The organism is Ignavibacteriales bacterium, from assembly GCA_016709765.1.
GTDB lineage: Bacteria > Bacteroidota > Ignavibacteria > Ignavibacteriales > Ignavibacteriaceae > IGN3.
Map to the genome: position 1 here is coordinate 58,477 of JADJMD010000010.1, position 19,308 is coordinate 77,784.

The window sequence follows — 19,308 nt, forward strand, 5'->3', positions numbered from 1 at the left end:
CTGTACCAAATCCATACTTATCTGCAATATTTTTTGAAGTATGACTGCGTGATGTTGCTACACTCACAAATTCACATTTACCTTTTAAGTTTGGCAACAGAAAATTCTGAGCAAAACTACCTGCACCGATAAAACCTATTTTAGGTGTTGTGGGTAGTAAGTTGTGGGTAGTTTAGTATCTGGGTTTTTGAAGACTGCCTACTGTTAGATGCAAAACTGATTCATCCGTTTTCCCTCTCCTTCTACTTTTCTCACTTTTCGCATCATATTTAAGAACCACACCCACAAACTGCTCTTCCTTCTTTAATATCATATCATAAGCATCGGTCGCTTTTTCAAAATCATAAACGTGTGTTATCAATCTCTCCATCTTAAGTTTACCTGTATCCAATAACTCAACAAATGCCTGCATATTTCTGTTTTCAGTCCACCTTACATAACCAATAGGATAGTCTATACCTTTTTCTTCATAGTTAGAATCGTATCTGCCAGGACCATAACTTTGAGGACATTTTTAATTCCAGCTCTTTTTATAAAAATGTTCCCGTGTAAAACCTGTTGGTACGGCACCCACAATTACTACTTTGCCTTTTCGTCTGCATAGTCTGCCTGCTAATTCAACAGGATCGTTTGAAGAAGTAGCCGCTGTTATAATAACTGAATCTGTACCGTAACTTTTTGTCAGTTCATAAATCGTTTTTTCAAGCCCGGTATTCTTGCGTACAAAAGATTTTCCTATGCCAATCTTATTTGCTAATACAACCTGTCTTTCATCCACATCTATACCTATAGGAAAAACACCAGCCGCATTTAATAATTGCATTGTAATCTGACCAACTAAGCCCAGCCCGATAACAACACAGTTTTCTCCCAATCTAAGATCAGCTTGTCTTATACCCTGCATAGCTATTGAAGCGACTGTAGTAAATGCTGCAAACTCTAAATTTCCTGAGCCGGATAATTTAACACACAGGTTTCTTGATACAGAAACATATTCTGAGTGCGCGGCCCCCGTACCACCGCAAGCCACAAAGTCACCTATTTTAATATCAGATACTTTAGCACCAACACTTATTACCTCACCAGCACAAGAGTAACCGGTGAGGGAAGGGAATCCAGCTTGCCCATTACCATCTGATACGTTTGAACAACACCCTGCTTTTAATTGACTCATTTACCTGCTTCCCTTCCTTTTGTCTGGACATTGCTTGCCAATGTCAAGTCTTGCATCTTTAACCGTTTTGCCTTCGGTGCCTGCACTAATACTGAATAATGATTACAGAACTAAAATATTGTTTTCCATTAAAGCGGTAATGGAACTTCAAGCAGTTCCATTTTCAGTCTTTTAATTTTGCGTTAGTTGATGCATTTTAAAATTTCCATAAATTTCTTATACCAAATCTGAAATGAAATGATTGAATAAAAAATTAGAGCTGGGTTATCTTCTAATCCATTTATATGATTTTTAATAATTTTTTTTGTATTATCAATTGAAAAGTTTTTTATGTCACTCATGATTTCATAATCAATTAATGAATCTATTTTATTGCCATCACTAAAAATACTCCTCAGAGGCATACCAAAACCAGCTTTTCTTCGTTTAATAATATAATCAGGGAGATACTGTGATGCCATGTCTTTCAATATTCGTTTACCTCTACCAGTTGCACTTATTTTATAAGAACGTGGTAGAGAATAAGCAAACTCAACCAAATTGTAATCCAAGAAAGGAACGCGTGCTTCTACTGAATTAGCCATACACATTTTATCTATGTGTGTAAATTTTTTTACAAGGAAGTTATTAAACTCAAAAGCAGAGATGTTATCAAAAGCATCATTATCATTTTCGAAATATTTGCTGAACACTTGTAATGGGTTATTACCTGACGTTGAATAAACAGACATTGAATTTTCAAGATCACCAACGATGTTATAAAATCCATACCGAAGAGGATTGTTAGCATATCGCCCAAACTTCTGAAGATAACGCTTAAAGCCTTCAAGTGTCCTTGACCAGCTTTTAAATTTCCTAAAAATTACTACTCAACGATTTTAAAATTTGGGCATATTATCAAAATAACCTGCCAATAAAGTAAGTTGATGACCTGCATAACCAAAAACAATTCGTCAGCGCCCATACCTGATAACAATACTTTTGTTCGTTTTGAGGCTTCCCACGCTATCAAGAAAGAGGGTATTTGTGATCCATCCGCTATTAGATCATCGGAAAAGTAAGTCGTTGAATTTATTAGCTCTACATTTAATTCATCAATACCAATATCAATAGGTATTAGATTAAGCGAATACTCCTTTGCGAATTTTTCGCGTAAAATAATCTGATATAGTACCTTCTTTTTTTAAATCATCTTTATTCTTCTTTGCTGAATAATGTAAAATATCTTTATGATCCTTAAATGGTATGCTATAATGGAAGAGTCTAGACCACCTGAAAAGAAAGTACCTAATGGTACATCGGACATTAATCGAGATTTATGTTGCTTCAAATACCAATATCCCAATTGGGCTTTAGCATCTTTGTAACTCAATTTTGAAAATTCAGATTTCTTTTTGAGTTGCCAATACGGGTTGATATTAATTTCAAAAGATTTTAGATCCAGTGTAATAAAATACCCCGGTTGCAGCCTGTAAACATTCGCAAGCAATGTATTGTTTTCGGGTACATACTTAAAAATAAAATATTCATTAAGACCTTGCTCAATTTTTTCTCAATCCCTGCAGCAACTAATGCTTTTATTTCTGAAGCAAATAGAAATACATTTTCAGTTTTATAGTAGTACAATGGTTTTACACCCAATCTATCTCTGAAAACAAATATTTTTCCCCTAATCTTTTATCGTAAATAGTTAAAGCAAAATCACCATTAAGACAAACCGATAAATTCTATACCAAGCTTTTGATACAGTTTTAATATTGTTTCTGTATCCGAAGTTGATATAAAATTTTCATCCTTAAGAAATTTTACTCTTAATTCATTATGATTATAAATCTCACCATTAAAAATTAGAACAATATTCTGATCTGATGATACCATAGGCTGGTTAGCATTGGCAGATAAATCAACAATACTTAATCGAGTATGTCCTAAATAAATATGCTTGTTGTTTGATTGTATCGAATAGGATCCACTATGGTCGGGGCCTCTGTGCTTTAAAGTTAACAACACACTATCAAAAGATTTAAGATCATTGCCTACATAACCAAATATACCACATAATATAATTAACTTCCAAGAGTTTCTTCAAATATACTAATTATTCTTGAAGCTACTTTTTTAGCTGAGAAATTATTCCGCGCGTATCTAAAAATTATACACCCCGATTTCTTGCATCATCATTTTGTTATTCCTGAAAGCTATAAGCTTGCTAGTTATTTCTATGGTATATTATTTATATCAATAATATATCCATTCACTTCATTTATAAAAATATCAGGTATCCCGCCAACAGAAGTATTCAGCACTGGTAAGCCACATGCCATTGCTTCAAGAACTGAATTGGGCATACCTTCATTATAAGTTGGGAATAAAAATATATGAGCATCAAGATAAGCCTTTATTTTACTTACACCAGTTAGAAAACCTGTGAACACAATTCCTTCTATTCCATTTTCAGAAACATAGCTTTTTACACTTTCTAATTCTTTACCATCACCAGCAATTATAAAACTATAATTAGTTTTATAATTATTAATGTCTGCGTAAGCTTTAATAGCCTCATATATACCTTTTCCTTTTCCACCCTTGCAAGAAAAAGTATGTTTGTTTTTTCACTTGCACTTGAAAACTTTTGGGTAATGGACTCTATTGTAACTGCATTTTCTATACTATCATCAAATACTGTTGACTCAACATAAATGCTTTTATCATAACCCCAATTTAATAAATGTTGCTTATTTTCATTTGATAAATCAATCAGCGCATCAGTTTTAAAGTAAATATATTTAAATACTGAGAATCTTAATCCGGAAATTTTTTTTACAAAATTGTAATCCCAACCTCTGAAAAAAACAATTACTTTTTTCTTAAATATTTGACTTAATAGAATATATATACCGTCTCTCAGAAGCGCCCTTGAGGATAAGGAGGTTGTAGTCTGAACTAATTGGATATTTTTTATTTTCAACACTTCTAAAAATTTGATTATATCGGATATGCCTCTCCATAATTCCTGCACAAAATTTTTGTGTGTTGGCCAGTTACGTGACCCACGTATCAAAGTAGTGAACATTGGGTGGTAAGTGCTTTCTAATAGATTGATAGTAGTTTGTTATGCCACCTCTTGCATCTTCGCCTGGAACTAAAATGAGTATATTTTTATTCAATTAAGTATCAAATTTGGTTTTAAGTAAATTCTACAATAACTAAGATGATTAGACCTATTAAAATAAGTTCAGCACTTGACAAATTAATATGATAGTACTTTATCTAAAACCACTAAACTCCACAATAAATTACCATGGTCATCTTAATCCGGTTGCGTTATCATTAACTATGTATATTAAAAGCTGCAGTATTAAAAATATCATTTTTACTAATTAATCTTAATTTATTTTGAGCTCATCTGTCTTAAACCATTCACGTACAGGCACTCTGAAGCCTTTTTTGGGCGCCCTCAATAGTTCTTCCGGTAATTTTTTTGCCAGGTATTTTTTAAGATACTTTTTCTTTCCCAACCGTTCATTTTTATTTTTTTATCGACTTTTATCATAAACTCAATTAGTCTATGATCCAAAAAAGGCAACCGGGTTTCCAAAGAATATGCCATACTCATACGGTCAACTTTTACTAAATAGTCATTTGGTAGATCATATTTAAAATTCATGTACATCAGCTTATAAAAATCATTTTTATAAGTACACTTACTCATAAATTCATTTATAAACTCTGTTATGGGCCAGGTATAGATATCAGGATTAATAATTGAACGTATCGAACTCAAATCAGGTTTAGCTCGTTTTTCTAACAATCTACTGTTAAAATCCTTTGAAGCTGAAACTAATAAATGTTCATATCTTTGAGCTTTATAGCGAATACTACCCGATGAAATATTATTTAATAAACTAAATCCCATCGGCACTATTTTTTGGATTATCTGTGGCAATCTCCCATATAATTCAGCAAATCTAACACCCTGGTAAGCCGGATAACCCGAAAGAACCTCATCCCCACCATCACCGGTTAAAACCATTTTAACATTGTTTGATGCAAATTTAGATACATATCCAGTCGGTATTGCAGATGAATCGCCAAATGGTTCGTCATAATAAAACGCGATATTATCTAGCGTTTCTTCAAAACTAGCCTGCTGTACTTTACCAACAAAGTGTTCAGTCTTAAATTTATCAGCAACAAGGGCAGCTAGCTTACTTTCATCATATTCAGTTTCATCATAACCAATTGTAAATGTTTTAACGGGGTAGCTTGAAATTTCAGACATCAAAGCCACGATGGTAGACGAATCTAAACCACCGCTTAAGAATGCGCCAAAGGCACATCGCTGCGCATTCTTAGTTTAATGGAATTCAGGAATAGAGATGAAAACTCTTCATAAATATGTTCTCGATCAGTTAGCATATCATTTTCATCAATTACTGGTAAATCCCAATATTTATCTTCCCTAACACCCGAAGAATTAATTATCAAGTAATGGCCGGGCATTAACTTATTTATATTTTTAAAAAAAGTAAAAGGAGCCGGAATATTTTTAAGCACTGAATATATTTCTAAAAACTCCAACCTCGGCTCTCTAGGTAATCCATATTCAAATAAGGATTTTATTTCGGAACCAAGTAAAAATGTATTATCCCAAGTCGCATAATGAAGAGGTTTCTCTCCCCATACGATCACGGGAAATAAATAATTGCTGTTTCCTATTGTCCCATAATGCAAAGCCCACATACCATTGAATTTTGATTGGCACTTTAACCCCCATTGTTCATATGCCTTTATAATTACTTCCGTATCCGAAGTAGTTCTAAAATTGTGTCCTAAAAATATTAATTCTTCCTTCAATTCTACGTAATTATAAATTTCTCCATTTAGCACTAACGCAATACTTTTGTCTTCATTAAACATTGGCTGCTCACCAGTGGATAGATCAATAATTGACAAACGCCTGTGCCCTAAACCCAGATTATTATTAATCTTAATAACCATCGCAATCCGGACCACGGTGAATTACGATGTCAGTCATTTTTAAGAACACTTTTGCTGACATGTCTTGAGCTATCAAAATGAAAATACCGGTTATACCGCACATTTATTGGATTGTTTTTAAAGTTTTATTAATAAATGTTTCTAAATTTTTACCATTAGTATCGGGATTAAGAATTTTTCGCATTTCAGTTTTCCATTTATTCCAACACCTTTTAACTCAGCAAAATTATTAATACAAAACTCCATTACATCTTTCAAAGACTCAACATTAGAGGCTTTTGCTAAAACTATGTCTTTGTCAGCTTCCAGATAGTCAGTGATATTACTAACATTGGTTGCAACTACTGGATTGCCTGTTGCTAAATACTCACCCAATTTAAAGAAATCCTGCATTAGCATAGGGTGAATTAATTCTTGTCATTAATAAAACATCAGCATTCATTATAAATTGGTAATATTCTGTGTCAGGAATTAATCTACAAACCTAATTTGTGAAATGTCTTGAATAATTTTATTAATTGAACTGTTTATTTTACCAGACAGTATCAATTCGATTGCTGGATAGAATTTAGAAAGTTCCATAAATGCTTTTAGCAGTATATCAATCCCGTCTTTAACACCATAGCTGCCACTATAAAGAAACCTAAATGTATTATTTAGTTTAGGAGTTTTAACCAAATTATACTTGATATTTTCTGCACTCACTTGTATTTAGTGCTATCTTCTGATTGACAATTCCTAAACTTAGATACTTCTCTTTTAATTTTTGAGATTACTATTATTCCGTCAACAAAATGATTTATTTTATTATCTATAAAATAATTAACGCGAATTAAAAACTTGCGCGCTATACTTTCTAACTCATTAGTTACATTATAATCCCTCTACAATATCTGTAAAAATTGAATAACCCAATTTACGTCCAATAATCGCAGCTAGTACATTTGTTAACCCAATGCCATCATAGAGCATAAGCACATTTGGTGTATTATAAACATAATTTTTATTCAATATTGATTTTATATTAATCCATCCGAATAAAAGTTGAAAACGATTAAAATGAACAAACTCCCATTCAACATCATTATGTTTACCGTTAACCTCATTCCTGTCATTATTTCTACCGGTCACTATAATTTTTACATTATTGTTTCAGCCAAATATTCTGCAAATAATCTTATTCGTTTGGCCAGCCATGCAAACGGGTATGGCTGAGATGAAACTAAAAAACAATGTTCATAGTGGTGTAGATGATCTGATTATTTTTGCCGGATTACCAGCTGCAATTACATTTGCTGAAATGTCCTTTGTTACAATACTACCAGCACCGATTACTGAATTTGCCCCTATTGTAACACCTTTAAAACTTTACATCTTCACTAACCAAACATTTTGCTCAATTACTATTGGTCTGGGTTTACCGCTCCGTGGATCGTCTAAATGCCAGTCGGAATCGGTAATTAGTGTATTAGCACCGCAGCTTACATTGTTTCCAATTGTAATGCTAGTAAATGCACCTATAACAGTGCCACTAAAACCGCAATTATCCCCAATAATAATTTGTGAATCCGGAAGTAATGTACTTACAATGCAGGTCTATTAATGCCAATAAGATTAGATGTAGCAGTAGAGCGGAAACTACGGTTCTTTCCTAATGATATTGAAGAATTAACTGCTCTATAAAATTTAGTTATACCGTAAAATCTGCAGTTTTGTTTGAAGCTTATACCTTTTAATTTCATAAGTATATAACAATATGATGAACTTACTATTAATCGCAACAATAGCGACAAGTTGAAGGAATGCTTATTAAAAAATAATCCTCTTAAATCTTTACTTAATAAATGTTCTTTCAATTTAGACCTTATAACCAATTATTTTGCTGGAAACATTTTTGGATGCTGTATTAATGCTAGAATAAGCTAGACCCATCCAGATTATAGTTACACTAAAATAGGGTGGAAAACTAATGCTATCAACCTTTATCTCATTGAATATGAATAGAATGAAGGCAATAAAAAAGAAAAAGATAATAATCTTCTTGCGTAGTCAATATTCTGGTTAGCTGTAAATTTATACGATTTATAAATTATCCTTATCAGTAAACCCCAATAGGCAATAAAACCTAGCCATCCCAAAATAAAAAGTGTTGCATAAATTTGAGAGTGTGCGCTGCCTCGTTCTATGTCAGTATCAACATAAAATGCAGCACGGTTATTCTCTGTTATACCCCATCCATAACCGACCAACCATGAACCTTTGCTCTCATATTTCTCTCTACTGACTCTAAAAGCAGTCTCACGGTTTAAAGCGCTGCCATCCAAAATTCTATCTATACTGATACCACCAGACTTGGTGTTTATTTCTTCTATTTGTCCTACGCGTTCATATACATAGCCTAATTGAAATGCTTGAATTAGATAAGACAATAATCCGGAAATTAACAAAAGTGCAAACGACAGTCAAACTAATTTTGTACATTTACTTTATTTATTTTGTACTGAAGAAAATTATTAAACATAAGCCCAAACACTGATAATAAAAACACTGATCTGGATATTGACATAAATATATTTAAGTAAGAAATTACCATACCCGCTAAAAGAATACGTTTACTTATAATCAGAGATCTATCCATTATTAAAACTGCAAACAGCATCGTTAATACTAAGCTGTGTTCACCGTATAGTGGGGAACTGCCAATAATACCTCCTCCTTCAAAATATCCTTCATTAAAACCATAAATCGGCAGCATAGGAGTATCGTATGTAATAATATGGAGGTACTTATTTAAGCTGGCAAAGTAGAATAAACAATTAGTACTAAGTTTAATTGTAGAAATACTTTAATCCTTGCTCGCGTTATCTCCACTCGACTTGATACTATTAATAATAATATCATTCCTGAAAAACTTAATAAACTATAAATAAAATCAATCCGCGCCCGTATAATTAAATATCCATCCTAAAATAGAACTACTAATAAGTATTATTACGAAATATTTAAACCATTTATCACTATTTCTTTTTTCACCTGGTATTCTACCATAGCTTATTAAGTACAATAAAATACATACCAAGCTTACCATATTGAATCCGCCGCCTTTAGACGAAAGATATGGGAATGTACTGCAGAAATATATTACCATTATGAAAGAAAAGATGTCCTTTTTCTTTAGTGTATTTAAGTAGATAAAGGCAACTAAAATCATTAAACCTATGAAATTTAAAATAACATTAGGAATAATGGTTGTGAGCATTAAGTGGCCAAGTAACAATGCGGTTAAACTCAGCAGAGTAATCTTTATAGCGCCCTTGTCATTTAAAGTATTTCTACTACGCGTTTCAAACACCTTTCTAAACCTTTTATTTATAAAAGTAAATATTCAGAATTGATTATTATAATAAGTATTTAATATATTCCTTTAAGTCCCCGATATCGGACCAGGATTTTTTCACTTATTGGGAATACGCCAACTTTTCTATTTTCATCTTTAAGTTTAATCAAAAGGGAAGTAATATCGTAATATTCATTGTTGGGTATTTCACTAAGTAAATGCGGCTCTAAAATATAAAACCCTGTATTGATTTTAAAAGTTATTTCTGGTTTTTCAGTTAGTGATCTTAGAATACCATCAGCGGAAGTATCTAAAATACCATAGGGTAAATGATAGTGGAACAGGGCGGCTACTACGGTAATTTCATTCTGATATTTTTTATGATATTCATAAATATCAAATATATCTTGATCGATCAATATATCACAATTAGACACAAAGAATGTTGAATTGATTTTTCCATTCAATGTATGTAGACTTCCAGCAGTTCCAAGTGGCTTCTCCTCATCTATATATTCTATACTATAGTTATTATTATTTAAACTTTCTAAATAATATTTTATCATCTCAGCTTTATAGTTAACAGATATATAGAAATTGCACGAGCCAACTGCACAAAATTTATCCATTATAAGTTCTACAATAGTCTTATTACCCAAAGGCACTAAAGGTTTAGGTAAAACATTAGTTAGTGGTTTTAATCTTGTTCCTTTGCCACCAGCCATAATTATTACAGGTAGATCCAGTTTTATACCGTCTTTATCAATTTCATTATCGAAAACATCATCCCAAAAATATGCATCAACCAAATCTTTATTATCATCAAGTACAGGCATACACTCTATTCTGTGTATTTTCATAAGCTCAATCACTTTAGCTCTATTATCAGATATGTTAGCAAAAATATAATCACTACGCATTATTTTTATGATATTGGTATCGAATGGAAGGTTAGCAATTATTGATCTTTGAATATCGCCAATACTAATTACACCTATAAATTTATCTTCTCTAAATACAAGCAATAATTTTTTTGTTTATTGCATCCATCTTTTTAGTGACTTCAATATCGAGTAGTTGTCATCTATTATACGTTCTTGTATTATACTATTATAATTCATATTTAATAAAATCTTTTGAAGTATTCTAACTAACGAATAATCTTTATTTATAAACTTTTCAATTTTTCCTGAATCATTAAAAATTCTTCAAGAGGTTTTGCAGGGGATCCAGCCCATGTTTCCTCATCAGGTATGCTTTTTGTAACAACTGCACTCATACCAACAGTAACTTTAGTGCCTATACTGATTTGATCACGTAATGAAACTGAAGGAGCAACCCATGTATAATCTCCTATAATTGTGCTGCCTCCTATCATAGTGTTTGCTATAACTGCAGAATGGTTGCCCACCACAACGTTATGAGCAATGTGAACTAAATTATCAATTTTAGCACCTTCACCAATAACTGTGTTACCTAAAGCACCGCGATCAATCGACGTATTAGATCCAATTTCTACATTGTCCTTTATAATAACTCCGCCTATATGTGGAAATTTTTCAAAACTTCCATCTTCACTTCTTTGGTATCCGAAACCATCAGCACCGATAACAGTTCCTGCATGTATCAGAACATTTTTCCCTACAACTATATTATCATATAGATAGCAATTACCATGGATTATAGTTCCGGAGTCAATTACGCACTTACCAACGTATGTTAAGGGCCCTATATAACAATCCTTAGCTATTTTAGCTTCGGGATGAATAACAGCAGTTTTATGTATTCCAATATTTAACTGGTTAGTAAAATACTTATTTGCTATTCTAAGAAATGTTAACTTTGGATTTTCAACTACTATTAAGCACTTATCTTTAATTAATTCATCATCAATTTTAATCGAAGCGTCGCATAAAATAATTTTAGCTTTTGATTGCTTAATGTACTCCAATTTATTTTTTTTAATTGGATTTACCCAGTCAAGTGAATTTTCATCAATATATTCTGATGGCTTTACATTGTTAAAAAAATAAGTCTTACTTCCAAAAATATTATAATCACTACCAAGCATAGGTAACAACTCATCCACAGATATATTTTTCAAAAGATATCTCCTAATTTATTAATTGTTGTATAAATAATTTTCAATTACCATTCTATAATATTTCATCCCAATCAATATTTTTAGCGCCGAATTTAACAAGGGTTTCATCGTAAAATTTCTTTAAATAATTAGCCCTATCATCTATTACTTTGTAAATTCGTCTTCTTGGTGGTAGCACCTCATTTTGCCACATACCATCGTGTATTAGAATTTGTAAGTAATCATCTTTTGCTTCACTTAAACGGTGGGGTAAAATTTCAAATCTCCAATAACCTGTTGAATCAGAACAGTATCCAATTTTTTCTTTAAAGTACTTCGAATAGGCATTGATCATATCGCAATATTTATCTTTTTCGCAAGATAAAATAAATTTATTGGTATTATGAAATGAAAAGACATTCAATTTTATCTTGAAATATGTTTCTAAAACTCTTTTATCGATAATTAAATAATTTTCCAATTGTTCTTCATTTTGTACATTCCAGAAATGTGCATCAAAGTGCAACCCTAAACTATGTCCAAGTTTTACTATTTCATTTATAATATTATAAGAGTCCTTATCGATAGCATTATAGAAGTCACAATGTAATTGTAAAAAGTAAGTTGATTTAATTCCAAGTTCATTTTCAATTTTTGCCATTTCATAAGCAATTGGTAACGAAAATTCAATATCGTGCCGGAGAATTATACTTTTTTTTTCTAAGTTATCATTAAAATTAATGAAGGAAAAATTATCAAGAGCAAGTAATAGGAATTCTTTATACTTCTCTAAGGTAAAATCAGTAAAACGATATTTTTCTAAATTATTCAAACTTGCTTACCTTACCTTCAAGTATTCTTGCTGGATTACCAACTACAATATTATTAGACTCTATATTTTTAGTAACCACAGCGCCAGCACCAACTGTTACATTAGAACCTATTATGATATTTGGCAGTATAGTTGCATTTGCACCGATATAGCAATTTTCACCAATCTCAACATTTCCCAAAATTACTGCATTAGGGGCTACTGTAGTATAATCTTTTATTATAACGTTGTGCAAAATATTAGAATTAGTATTTAGCTTAACAAAACTACCAATATTGGATTCACTTGAAACATTTACACCATTCTGAATGATAGTTCCTTCCTGAATAAGTGCAGTTTTTGAAACATTTGCATTAAAGCCAATAATTGATGAAAAAGAAAACCCAAGCTTGCTATAATATGCAAATAATTTTTCCTAATTTCAGGTTTATCCGGGGTTAAAATAAGCGGGTATTCTTTTGAACGAAGGATCTAAAGTAATTACATTTTCATCAGTGCATAATATTTTGTAGTCGCTAAAGTACCCGGTTTTATGATTATCAATTAAACCTAAGATTTCATAATTACTTGCTGATGCCAACTCAATAATTTCGTGAAATGCCCCAACAATAATAATTTTAATTTTCATCAATTGTCCTTATTAGAGTAGAGCATATACTTTATTTGATCAACACTTATTTTTGAATACATCGGTAATGTGATGAGGTTATTTGCTACGTACTCAGTTTTTGGAAGTTCTGAGTGAAAGTCTTTATATATGGTAAATTTATGCACTGCGGGATAATGTACACTTGTTTGAATTCCGGCTTCAGCCATTTTATTTCTAATATTGCCTCTTTTTATGTAATCAGAATTCTTTAGTATTATAGGAAAAATATAATTGGATGAAGCAAAACTATAATCAATAAATGGAATGATGATTTTATCAAAGCTAATTAATTTTTGAATGTATAATTTTCTTATCTCGGCTCTTTTTTCAATATCAAGTTTAATTTTATCAAGTTGTACAATTCCAATAGAAGCCCTGATATCATCCATTCGATAGTTATATCCCAGAGCAACCACATCATAGCTTGTTGAATGACCTTTTGATCTTTCATAAGAAAGGGAAGTCATACCATGCGATCTGAGCAATTTTGTTTTTTCAAAAAAGTCCGTATTGTTTGTTATAAGCATACCGCCTTCACCGGTGCTTATATTCTTGTTTGAAAAGAAACTAAAGCAACCAATATCTCCGATAGTTCCTAATTTATTCCCTTTATATTCAGATAAAGGCCCATGGCAGGCATCTTCTATAACTTTAATATTATATGCTTTTGCTAATGCCATTATAGCATCCATATCACAGGAAAAACCTCCGTAGTGCATTACAATTATTGCTTTAGTTTTTTTTGTTATTTTGGATTCTATGTCAACAGGATCGATTGTAAGATCATCATAACTTTTAATATCTGCAAAAACAGGTTTTGCATTTACATATAATATTGAATTTACAGTAGCCACAAATGTTAATGATGGGCAGATTACTTCATCATTGTCTCCAATGCCCGCAGCTAATAAAGCCAGGTGCAGTGCTACAGTGCAGTTTGAAAGCGCAACTGAATGTTTTACATTAAGCATACCTGCAAACTTATTTTCAAACTCAGTTGTTTTGGGTCCGGTTGAAATCCATTTACTTCTTAGTGTTTCCAGAACAGCTTTTTCTTCAGCTTCATCAAAGTTCAAATCAAAAAGAGGTATTTTATATTCGACACTCATTTTCTACTTTCATTTAGTATTGTATGATATGCGTCTAACAGCCGTTTCATATTTCCTTCAAGACTGTATTCATTCTTTGCATATTTATACGCTTTATCAGCTAAGTCCGTTGCAAGTTTTTCGTTCTGCAATAATAATAAAGTTTTCTCAGCCATTAATTTATAATCACCCGTTTTTACCATAAAAATATTCTCATCAAACTCATTAATATAGGGTATGCCTCCTGTTGCATAAGCAACAATTGGTACTTTTAACAGCATTGCTTCGCGTATTGTGGAGGATAATCTTTCTTTGTAAGGCGGTGCCAAAAATACTCTTGATGCTTTTACATATGTGAAAAGTTCTTTTTGTGTTTCAACAAAACCGGTGAATTCAATGCTTGATTCACAATTGACTTCTTTAGCATAAGATTGCCAATAATTTACGTCACCACCACCAATTATGCAGGCTTTTATATCAGGTTTAATCTTCCTTAATTCAGCTACTATTGTTATAAAATCTTCAGTACCTTTTATCTTTGATAAGCGACCGAAATAAACGCAGTCATATATTTTTTCATGTTGAATCGTTTCTTCGGCCAGCTGCTCATTGACAGGAAAATAAAGTCTAAAACTTATGATTTGGATTATACTCGGAAATATATGTTGAAGAGTCCTGTTCACCACAAAAATAATTAAAATCTTTTAATATTTTTTCTTCAATTTTAATTCTCTTTTTTGTCTCATTTGTCAAATCACTATCATTTTTAAATTGGCTAATAAATCCCTGAATTGTTATTAGTATTGGATATGAATCAATTAAATCAAGTATGGAAGAGCTGTAGTAAGCATTTTCTGCTCCTATAAGATTTACTATATCCGGTTTAATAATAGTTAGTATGTTCTTTATTTTTTTCGAAATAAACTATAATCCGAATATATATCATATCTTAAAAAACTTGGCCAATGCCTGTGAAGGATAGGAATACCGAATGGTATAAAAGTATAGTTTATATTTCTTATTCTAAATGTAGAAATTCGCGTTTAAATATTCGTGTGACGCAATAACATACAATTCAATTTCATCACAACTTTCAAATCCTTGAGCATATTGGGCACCCAGGATGCAAATTCATCTTTTCTGCCACAAGGTAAATGAGACTGCATCTCTGAATTGCTAAAGTGACAAATCCATGCCACCCTAATCTTATTTTGTATATTTACATTCAATTCAATTTTAGTGTTTTTACAATTTTTCTTAATACTCTTTTTATAAGCGATCGTTTTTTATTTATAATATGGTTGAAGTGAATTTTATCATAGTATTCGTTACATAATACAAATTGAGGCTCTTTAATTATAGCATAGTTTTCATTAACGGGTTTATGATGTGCGTTTGATTTATAATTTGTGTGAACACCCTGTGTCCCAATATTTGTTACTAGGTTAGTTTGTGGTACAATGGACAAACCATATTCTTTGATTCTACAATAAAACCATTGATTGTCCCACCAGGTGCTTTCCTTTAATTCTGCATATACACCATCAAAATAGTTTAAAAAAAGAATTGTTCCTTCTTATCTTAAAAATATTATTTAATTGGTTTGTTTCTCTAAAAATTGGCCAAATATGCATATAATAATCATACTTGTTCCAAACTCTCTTCCAGGTGGCCTAACCCCATATATGCCCATATTTGGAAAAAAATAACTATCCTGTGTTATTAAATGTCTCAGTATAGTTATCACCACTTATCATACATATTCTATTATCATCTTTATATTTATCTAATAAAGTATTACAATAAGTAAAGAAAGCTAAATTGGGTAAAGTATCATCTTCAAGTATAATTAATCTGTCTTCATTCTCAAATGCCCAGGAAATAGCAGTTAAAGAAGGCCCGATGTCCGCAACCTAGATTTGTCTCCGCGAAGTTTTTATAAAGTGTGCAATCCCAATCAATTTGTTTAATAATTGAACTAATTTCTGCGCGGGCTTTAAGATCCTCTACGTTTCCATTTCTTGGTCCATCATTAAAAATATATAGTGTTGATGGTTTTGCTGCTCTTATCGAATTGAATACTTTTTGAGTCATAGTGTGGTCTGTTAAATGTTATTAATAATACGGGGCTTTGAGCATCTATGTTACCTGTTGTAGTTTTAAATGCTTTTTTACTAATAATCCTGCAGTAACAACCATTATTAACGATACAACCACCTTACCATGCGGCCCTAATATATTGATAATTTTAACCGCCATATACATAACCGCAATAGCAGAAAATCCGCCTATAATATTTACTCGCAAATTTAATTTTGTTTTTCCAAGAGCAATAAAAATCTTGTCAAAGAAAGAAAATACTCCCATTAAAAAAACAGCTATCAAAGCGATATTCGTGTATTGTTGTGCCGCTATATATCTACCTGCTGTTAATATTGTAATGATTGTTTCCGAAAAAGCTATGAATAAAATCAAAAAATAAGGTATGGTACAAACATCAGCAAAGCAACTCTTCTTAAATTATTAATTTTCTTTTCAGCAATACTTTTAAAGATATCTGGCTCCAGCGCAAGTGCTATAGCTGTATATGCTAGTTGAGCATACCCGGCTATGGTAATTCCAATATTATATAAACCAAGCTCGGCAATATTATCTAATCTTTCTAAATAAAAGCTATCGATATTACTTATAGGAACAAAAGCATAAGCTGCAAGTACTAATGGCATCGCTAATTTTGCGGATTTTTTAAAAGCATTGTAATTGAAATTAATCGTAGTGTATCTTTTTAGAATATAAATTGCAGCAGGCAGCATCAATACTGCGGAAATGATTGGTGCAAGCATTCTTCCTTCTGCCCCCCATTTTAATACTGCAACAAATAGTAATCCTAATATTACATTTAAAACAGAGTAAACTGCCGAAAAACTAAAAAATGAAAAGGCTTTTTTACCTACTCTAAAATTAATCAATACTATTGATTTTATATTATCCAGAACTAAAGTAACCAGGATAAACCATCCAAAAGGATTTAATGGGATATTTACTTCCAATAAAGAAAAATATGCATACAATCCCGCATAGCTGATAACCAAAAATCCTGTATTAAATAAGCACAGATAAAATATTATATTAAATAACATTTTTTTGTTGTCTTCTTCATTCTGTTTAAAATAATGCATCAAATAAACGGAAGTCATCCCAAGTATAAACAGAGGGGTAAACACATTTTTTATTGCGTTAAAGTATCCAATTATTCCAAACTCATCTGCTGATAGATGAATTGAATATATAGGCTGGGTGATAAGTGCCAAAACAGATTGTAAAATAGAACCTAGAAAATACAAACGTTTTTAAAATTTTTAGAAATATTATTTAAATGAAATATTGATTTAATGTATTTTTTCAATTTAGCTTTTAAAACATTTTACAATAAATTTGCCCCAACATTTAAACATGTGCAATACACCACTTCATTCAGAATAATATCCAGTAGTATATCCTAGCCACCTTTGGAATATGATATTCATGCATTTATAATATAACTTATATTTAAATATTATAAATGTTTGGTTTATATTTTGACATATTATTACTGTTAGCAAACCATTTACAAGTTATTTCCAGTCCTCTTTTTAAATCGTACTCTGGTTTATAATTAGTCAGCTTATTTATGAGTGTATTGTCACCCATTCAATCTATATACTTCTGAATTTTCGGCTCATTCTTAGTTCCTCCGCGTAATATTCAGCATCACTCAACATTATACTTTAATCAAGTTAAATGTATCTCCGATTGATATTTCACTGCTGGAACATATATTTATTTCTTTACCAATCGCTTCCTCACTATCAGCAATATTTATAAAACCTTTACATACATCTTTACAAAATTAAAGTCTCTTGTGGGCCGCACATCACCTAAATTTATCTCTTTAATGCCAGAAGCTATCTGGGTAATTTTTGTTGAGATAACAGCACGCTGATTGTCTTGGGCCATAAGTATTAAATGGTCTGGCAACTGTAATCGGCAGATTAAATGCATTATAAAACTCAATGCTATCATATCAGCACCAATCTTACTTGCACTATATGGTGATTGAGGCTGCTTTGGGTGTTTTTCATCTAAATGTACATACTGGGCTGTGCCACAAACCTCACTTGTAGAAGTGTGCACAACCCTAATGTTTCCAGATTCTTTTGCAGCCTGACAAATATTAATTGTACCTTTTACATTAGTATCAATATAACGTTGGGTGCAAAAGAATAGGGGATTGCTATTAAAGCTGCTAGATGGAAAATTAATTCTGATCCTTTAACTAGTTCCTTAAAAATGGGGATCACGGATATCACCTGTTACTTATTTCTAAGTTTTTATTATGGGGAATATCTTCCAGCCATCCCCAGTAGTTAAATGAATTATATTGCGCTAAAGCTCGAACATTGTAACCTTTCTCCAAGAGCAATTCGGTTAAATGTGAGCCAATAAAACCATCAGCACCAGTTACTAACACTTTTTTCATTTTAATAATACTCTATTGTTCTTTTAAGACCATCCAAAAAACTTACTATTGGATTAAACCCAATTTTATTTTTAATCAGATCTATATTTGCAAAGAGTGTTTAATGTCACCGTGTCTTTGTTCAGCATATAGGATTAATATCTTTGATCTAACAATTTGTTTATCTCAGCTACTAATTCTGTTAATGTTATTTGACCGTGGCATGCACAATTCATTGCTAAACCGGATTCAACTTCTTTCGTTGCAGCCAGTATATTTGCCTCAACAACATTTGCAACATAAGTAAAATCGCGACTTTGAGTGCCGTCACCGTAAATAGTCGGCTGCTTATTATTCTTTATTGCTTTAATAAATAAGGGTATTACGGCGGAGTACTGTGAGTTGGGATCCTGTCTTGGTCCAAACACATTAAAATATCTTAGTACTACAGTTTCAATGCCATAGAGCCGTGAAAAAACATTACAGTATTTTTCGCCCGCTAGTTTGCTTACAGCATAAGGGGAAAGGGGATTGGGCAGCATACCTTCGTGCTTCGGAAGTTCAGGATTATCACCATAAACAGAAGATGAGGAAGCATAAACTATACGCTTAATATTATGTTCTTTTGCTGCATCAAGAATATTGA

At 31.8% G+C, this 19,308-nt stretch carries 28 protein-coding genes and 3 pseudogenes; 1 reads left to right on the forward strand and 30 read right to left on the reverse strand.

All coding sequences use genetic code 11. The annotated features are described in order from the left end of the window. Positions 1-172 precede the first annotated feature (172 nt). From IPJ23_05835 to IPJ23_05905, 15 genes are all read right to left on the reverse strand, one after another. Entirely contained in the window at positions 173-412 is a 240-nt protein-coding gene (locus IPJ23_05835) for a hypothetical protein (GenBank protein ID MBK7630207.1), read from the reverse strand. Positions 413-514: 102 nt separating this feature from the next. Further along, positions 515-1,174, reverse strand: a complete 660-nt coding sequence (locus IPJ23_05840) for a zinc-binding alcohol dehydrogenase (GenBank protein MBK7630208.1) — start codon at positions 1,172-1,174, stop codon at positions 515-517. A gap of 182 nt (positions 1,175-1,356) precedes the next feature. Beyond that, positions 1,357-1,905 (reverse strand): hypothetical protein, encoded by a 549-nt coding sequence (locus tag IPJ23_05845; GenBank protein ID MBK7630209.1) that lies wholly within the window; start codon positions 1,903-1,905, stop codon positions 1,357-1,359. Positions 1,906-2,039: 134 nt separating this feature from the next. Then, positions 2,040-2,336, reverse strand: coding sequence for a hypothetical protein (locus IPJ23_05850; protein ID MBK7630210.1), 297 nt, complete (start codon positions 2,334-2,336; stop codon positions 2,040-2,042). A 21-nt stretch (positions 2,337-2,357) separates the two neighbouring features. Beyond that, positions 2,358-2,504, reverse strand: a complete 147-nt coding sequence (locus IPJ23_05855; GenBank protein ID MBK7630211.1) for a hypothetical protein — start codon at positions 2,502-2,504, stop codon at positions 2,358-2,360. Between the two features lie 104 nt (positions 2,505-2,608). Then, positions 2,609-2,815, reverse strand: a complete 207-nt coding sequence (locus IPJ23_05860) for a hypothetical protein (protein ID MBK7630212.1) — start codon at positions 2,813-2,815, stop codon at positions 2,609-2,611. Positions 2,816-2,881: 66 nt separating this feature from the next. Then, a complete protein-coding gene (locus tag IPJ23_05865; protein ID MBK7630213.1) occupies positions 2,882-3,181 on the reverse strand; it encodes a hypothetical protein in 300 nt (99 codons plus the stop codon). A gap of 212 nt (positions 3,182-3,393) precedes the next feature. Continuing rightward, positions 3,394-3,741 (reverse strand): glycosyltransferase family 4 protein, encoded by a 348-nt coding sequence (locus IPJ23_05870; protein ID MBK7630214.1) that lies wholly within the window; start codon positions 3,739-3,741, stop codon positions 3,394-3,396. Next, positions 3,678-4,142 (reverse strand): hypothetical protein, encoded by a 465-nt coding sequence (locus tag IPJ23_05875; protein ID MBK7630215.1) that lies wholly within the window; start codon positions 4,140-4,142, stop codon positions 3,678-3,680. The genes IPJ23_05870 and IPJ23_05875 overlap by 64 nt, the downstream gene beginning before the upstream one ends. 418 nt (positions 4,143-4,560) lie before the next feature. Beyond that, positions 4,561-4,692 (reverse strand): hypothetical protein, encoded by a 132-nt coding sequence (locus tag IPJ23_05880; protein ID MBK7630216.1) that lies wholly within the window; start codon positions 4,690-4,692, stop codon positions 4,561-4,563. After that, on the reverse strand, positions 4,632-5,468 hold the full coding sequence (locus IPJ23_05885) for a hypothetical protein (protein ID MBK7630217.1): 837 nt from the start codon (positions 5,466-5,468) through the stop codon (positions 4,632-4,634). The genes IPJ23_05880 and IPJ23_05885 overlap by 61 nt, the downstream gene beginning before the upstream one ends. A 23-nt stretch (positions 5,469-5,491) precedes the next feature. Beyond that, positions 5,492-6,175, reverse strand: a complete 684-nt coding sequence (locus tag IPJ23_05890) for a hypothetical protein (GenBank protein MBK7630218.1) — start codon at positions 6,173-6,175, stop codon at positions 5,492-5,494. 141 nt (positions 6,176-6,316) lie between these two features. Further along, positions 6,317-6,550, reverse strand: coding sequence for a hypothetical protein (locus tag IPJ23_05895; GenBank protein ID MBK7630219.1), 234 nt, complete (start codon positions 6,548-6,550; stop codon positions 6,317-6,319). A gap of 96 nt (positions 6,551-6,646) precedes the next feature. Continuing rightward, complete coding sequence (locus IPJ23_05900; protein ID MBK7630220.1) at positions 6,647-6,880, reverse strand: hypothetical protein; 234 nt, start codon at positions 6,878-6,880, stop codon at positions 6,647-6,649. Between the two features lie 168 nt (positions 6,881-7,048). After that, complete coding sequence (locus IPJ23_05905; GenBank protein MBK7630221.1) at positions 7,049-7,306, reverse strand: hypothetical protein; 258 nt, start codon at positions 7,304-7,306, stop codon at positions 7,049-7,051. A 76-nt stretch (positions 7,307-7,382) separates the two neighbouring features. On the opposite strand from IPJ23_05905, the gene IPJ23_05910 reads away from it, so the two are divergent. Next, positions 7,383-7,778 carry a hypothetical protein gene (locus tag IPJ23_05910; protein MBK7630222.1) on the forward strand — a complete coding sequence of 132 codons (396 nt, stop codon included), beginning with the start codon at positions 7,383-7,385 and terminating at the stop codon, positions 7,776-7,778. Between the two features lie 379 nt (positions 7,779-8,157). Here IPJ23_05910 and IPJ23_05915 read toward each other — a convergent pair whose 3' ends face one another. The 15 genes and pseudogenes from IPJ23_05915 to IPJ23_05985 form a co-directional block, all read right to left on the reverse strand. After that, positions 8,158-8,604 (reverse strand): hypothetical protein, encoded by a 447-nt coding sequence (locus tag IPJ23_05915; protein ID MBK7630223.1) that lies wholly within the window; start codon positions 8,602-8,604, stop codon positions 8,158-8,160. Between the two features lie 38 nt (positions 8,605-8,642). Then, entirely contained in the window at positions 8,643-8,930 is a 288-nt protein-coding gene (locus tag IPJ23_05920) for a hypothetical protein (GenBank protein MBK7630224.1), read from the reverse strand. Positions 8,931-9,107: 177 nt separating this feature from the next. Beyond that, a complete protein-coding gene (locus IPJ23_05925; GenBank protein MBK7630225.1) occupies positions 9,108-9,527 on the reverse strand; it encodes a hypothetical protein in 420 nt (139 codons plus the stop codon). A 46-nt stretch (positions 9,528-9,573) separates the two neighbouring features. Then, a pseudogene (locus tag IPJ23_05930) lies at positions 9,574-10,633 on the reverse strand (nucleotidyltransferase family protein). Positions 10,634-10,680: 47 nt separating this feature from the next. After that, positions 10,681-11,616: a UDP-3-O-(3-hydroxymyristoyl)glucosamine N-acyltransferase gene (locus IPJ23_05935; protein ID MBK7630226.1), complete on the reverse strand. Its 936-nt coding sequence runs from the start codon at positions 11,614-11,616 to the stop codon at positions 10,681-10,683. A gap of 52 nt (positions 11,617-11,668) precedes the next feature. Then, positions 11,669-12,427, reverse strand: a complete 759-nt coding sequence (locus IPJ23_05940; GenBank protein MBK7630227.1) for a hypothetical protein — start codon at positions 12,425-12,427, stop codon at positions 11,669-11,671. Next, on the reverse strand, positions 12,420-12,662 hold the full coding sequence (locus tag IPJ23_05945) for a hypothetical protein (protein ID MBK7630228.1): 243 nt from the start codon (positions 12,660-12,662) through the stop codon (positions 12,420-12,422). Before IPJ23_05945 ends, IPJ23_05940 begins: the two co-directional genes overlap by 8 nt. 192 nt (positions 12,663-12,854) lie before the next feature. Next, a complete protein-coding gene (locus IPJ23_05950) occupies positions 12,855-13,055 on the reverse strand; it encodes a hypothetical protein (GenBank protein ID MBK7630229.1) in 201 nt (66 codons plus the stop codon). Beyond that, positions 13,055-14,185 carry a DegT/DnrJ/EryC1/StrS family aminotransferase gene (locus IPJ23_05955; protein MBK7630230.1) on the reverse strand — a complete coding sequence of 377 codons (1,131 nt, stop codon included), beginning with the start codon at positions 14,183-14,185 and terminating at the stop codon, positions 13,055-13,057. The genes IPJ23_05950 and IPJ23_05955 overlap by 1 nt, the downstream gene beginning before the upstream one ends. Further along, complete coding sequence (locus IPJ23_05960; GenBank protein MBK7630231.1) at positions 14,182-14,847, reverse strand: glycosyltransferase; 666 nt, start codon at positions 14,845-14,847, stop codon at positions 14,182-14,184. Before IPJ23_05960 ends, IPJ23_05955 begins: the two co-directional genes overlap by 4 nt. Before the next feature lie 1,183 nt (positions 14,848-16,030). Further along, on the reverse strand, positions 16,031-16,258 hold the full coding sequence (locus IPJ23_05965) for a hypothetical protein (GenBank protein ID MBK7630232.1): 228 nt from the start codon (positions 16,256-16,258) through the stop codon (positions 16,031-16,033). Positions 16,259-16,303: 45 nt separating this feature from the next. Further along, positions 16,304-16,639 carry a hypothetical protein gene (locus tag IPJ23_05970; GenBank protein MBK7630233.1) on the reverse strand — a complete coding sequence of 112 codons (336 nt, stop codon included), beginning with the start codon at positions 16,637-16,639 and terminating at the stop codon, positions 16,304-16,306. Further along, complete coding sequence (locus IPJ23_05975; GenBank protein MBK7630234.1) at positions 16,636-17,475, reverse strand: oligosaccharide flippase family protein; 840 nt, start codon at positions 17,473-17,475, stop codon at positions 16,636-16,638. The genes IPJ23_05970 and IPJ23_05975 overlap by 4 nt, the downstream gene beginning before the upstream one ends. A 238-nt stretch (positions 17,476-17,713) precedes the next feature. Then, positions 17,714-18,683 (reverse strand): annotated as a pseudogene (locus IPJ23_05980) (SDR family NAD(P)-dependent oxidoreductase). Between the two features lie 81 nt (positions 18,684-18,764). After that, positions 18,765-19,308 (reverse strand): annotated as a pseudogene (locus IPJ23_05985) (NAD-dependent epimerase/dehydratase family protein).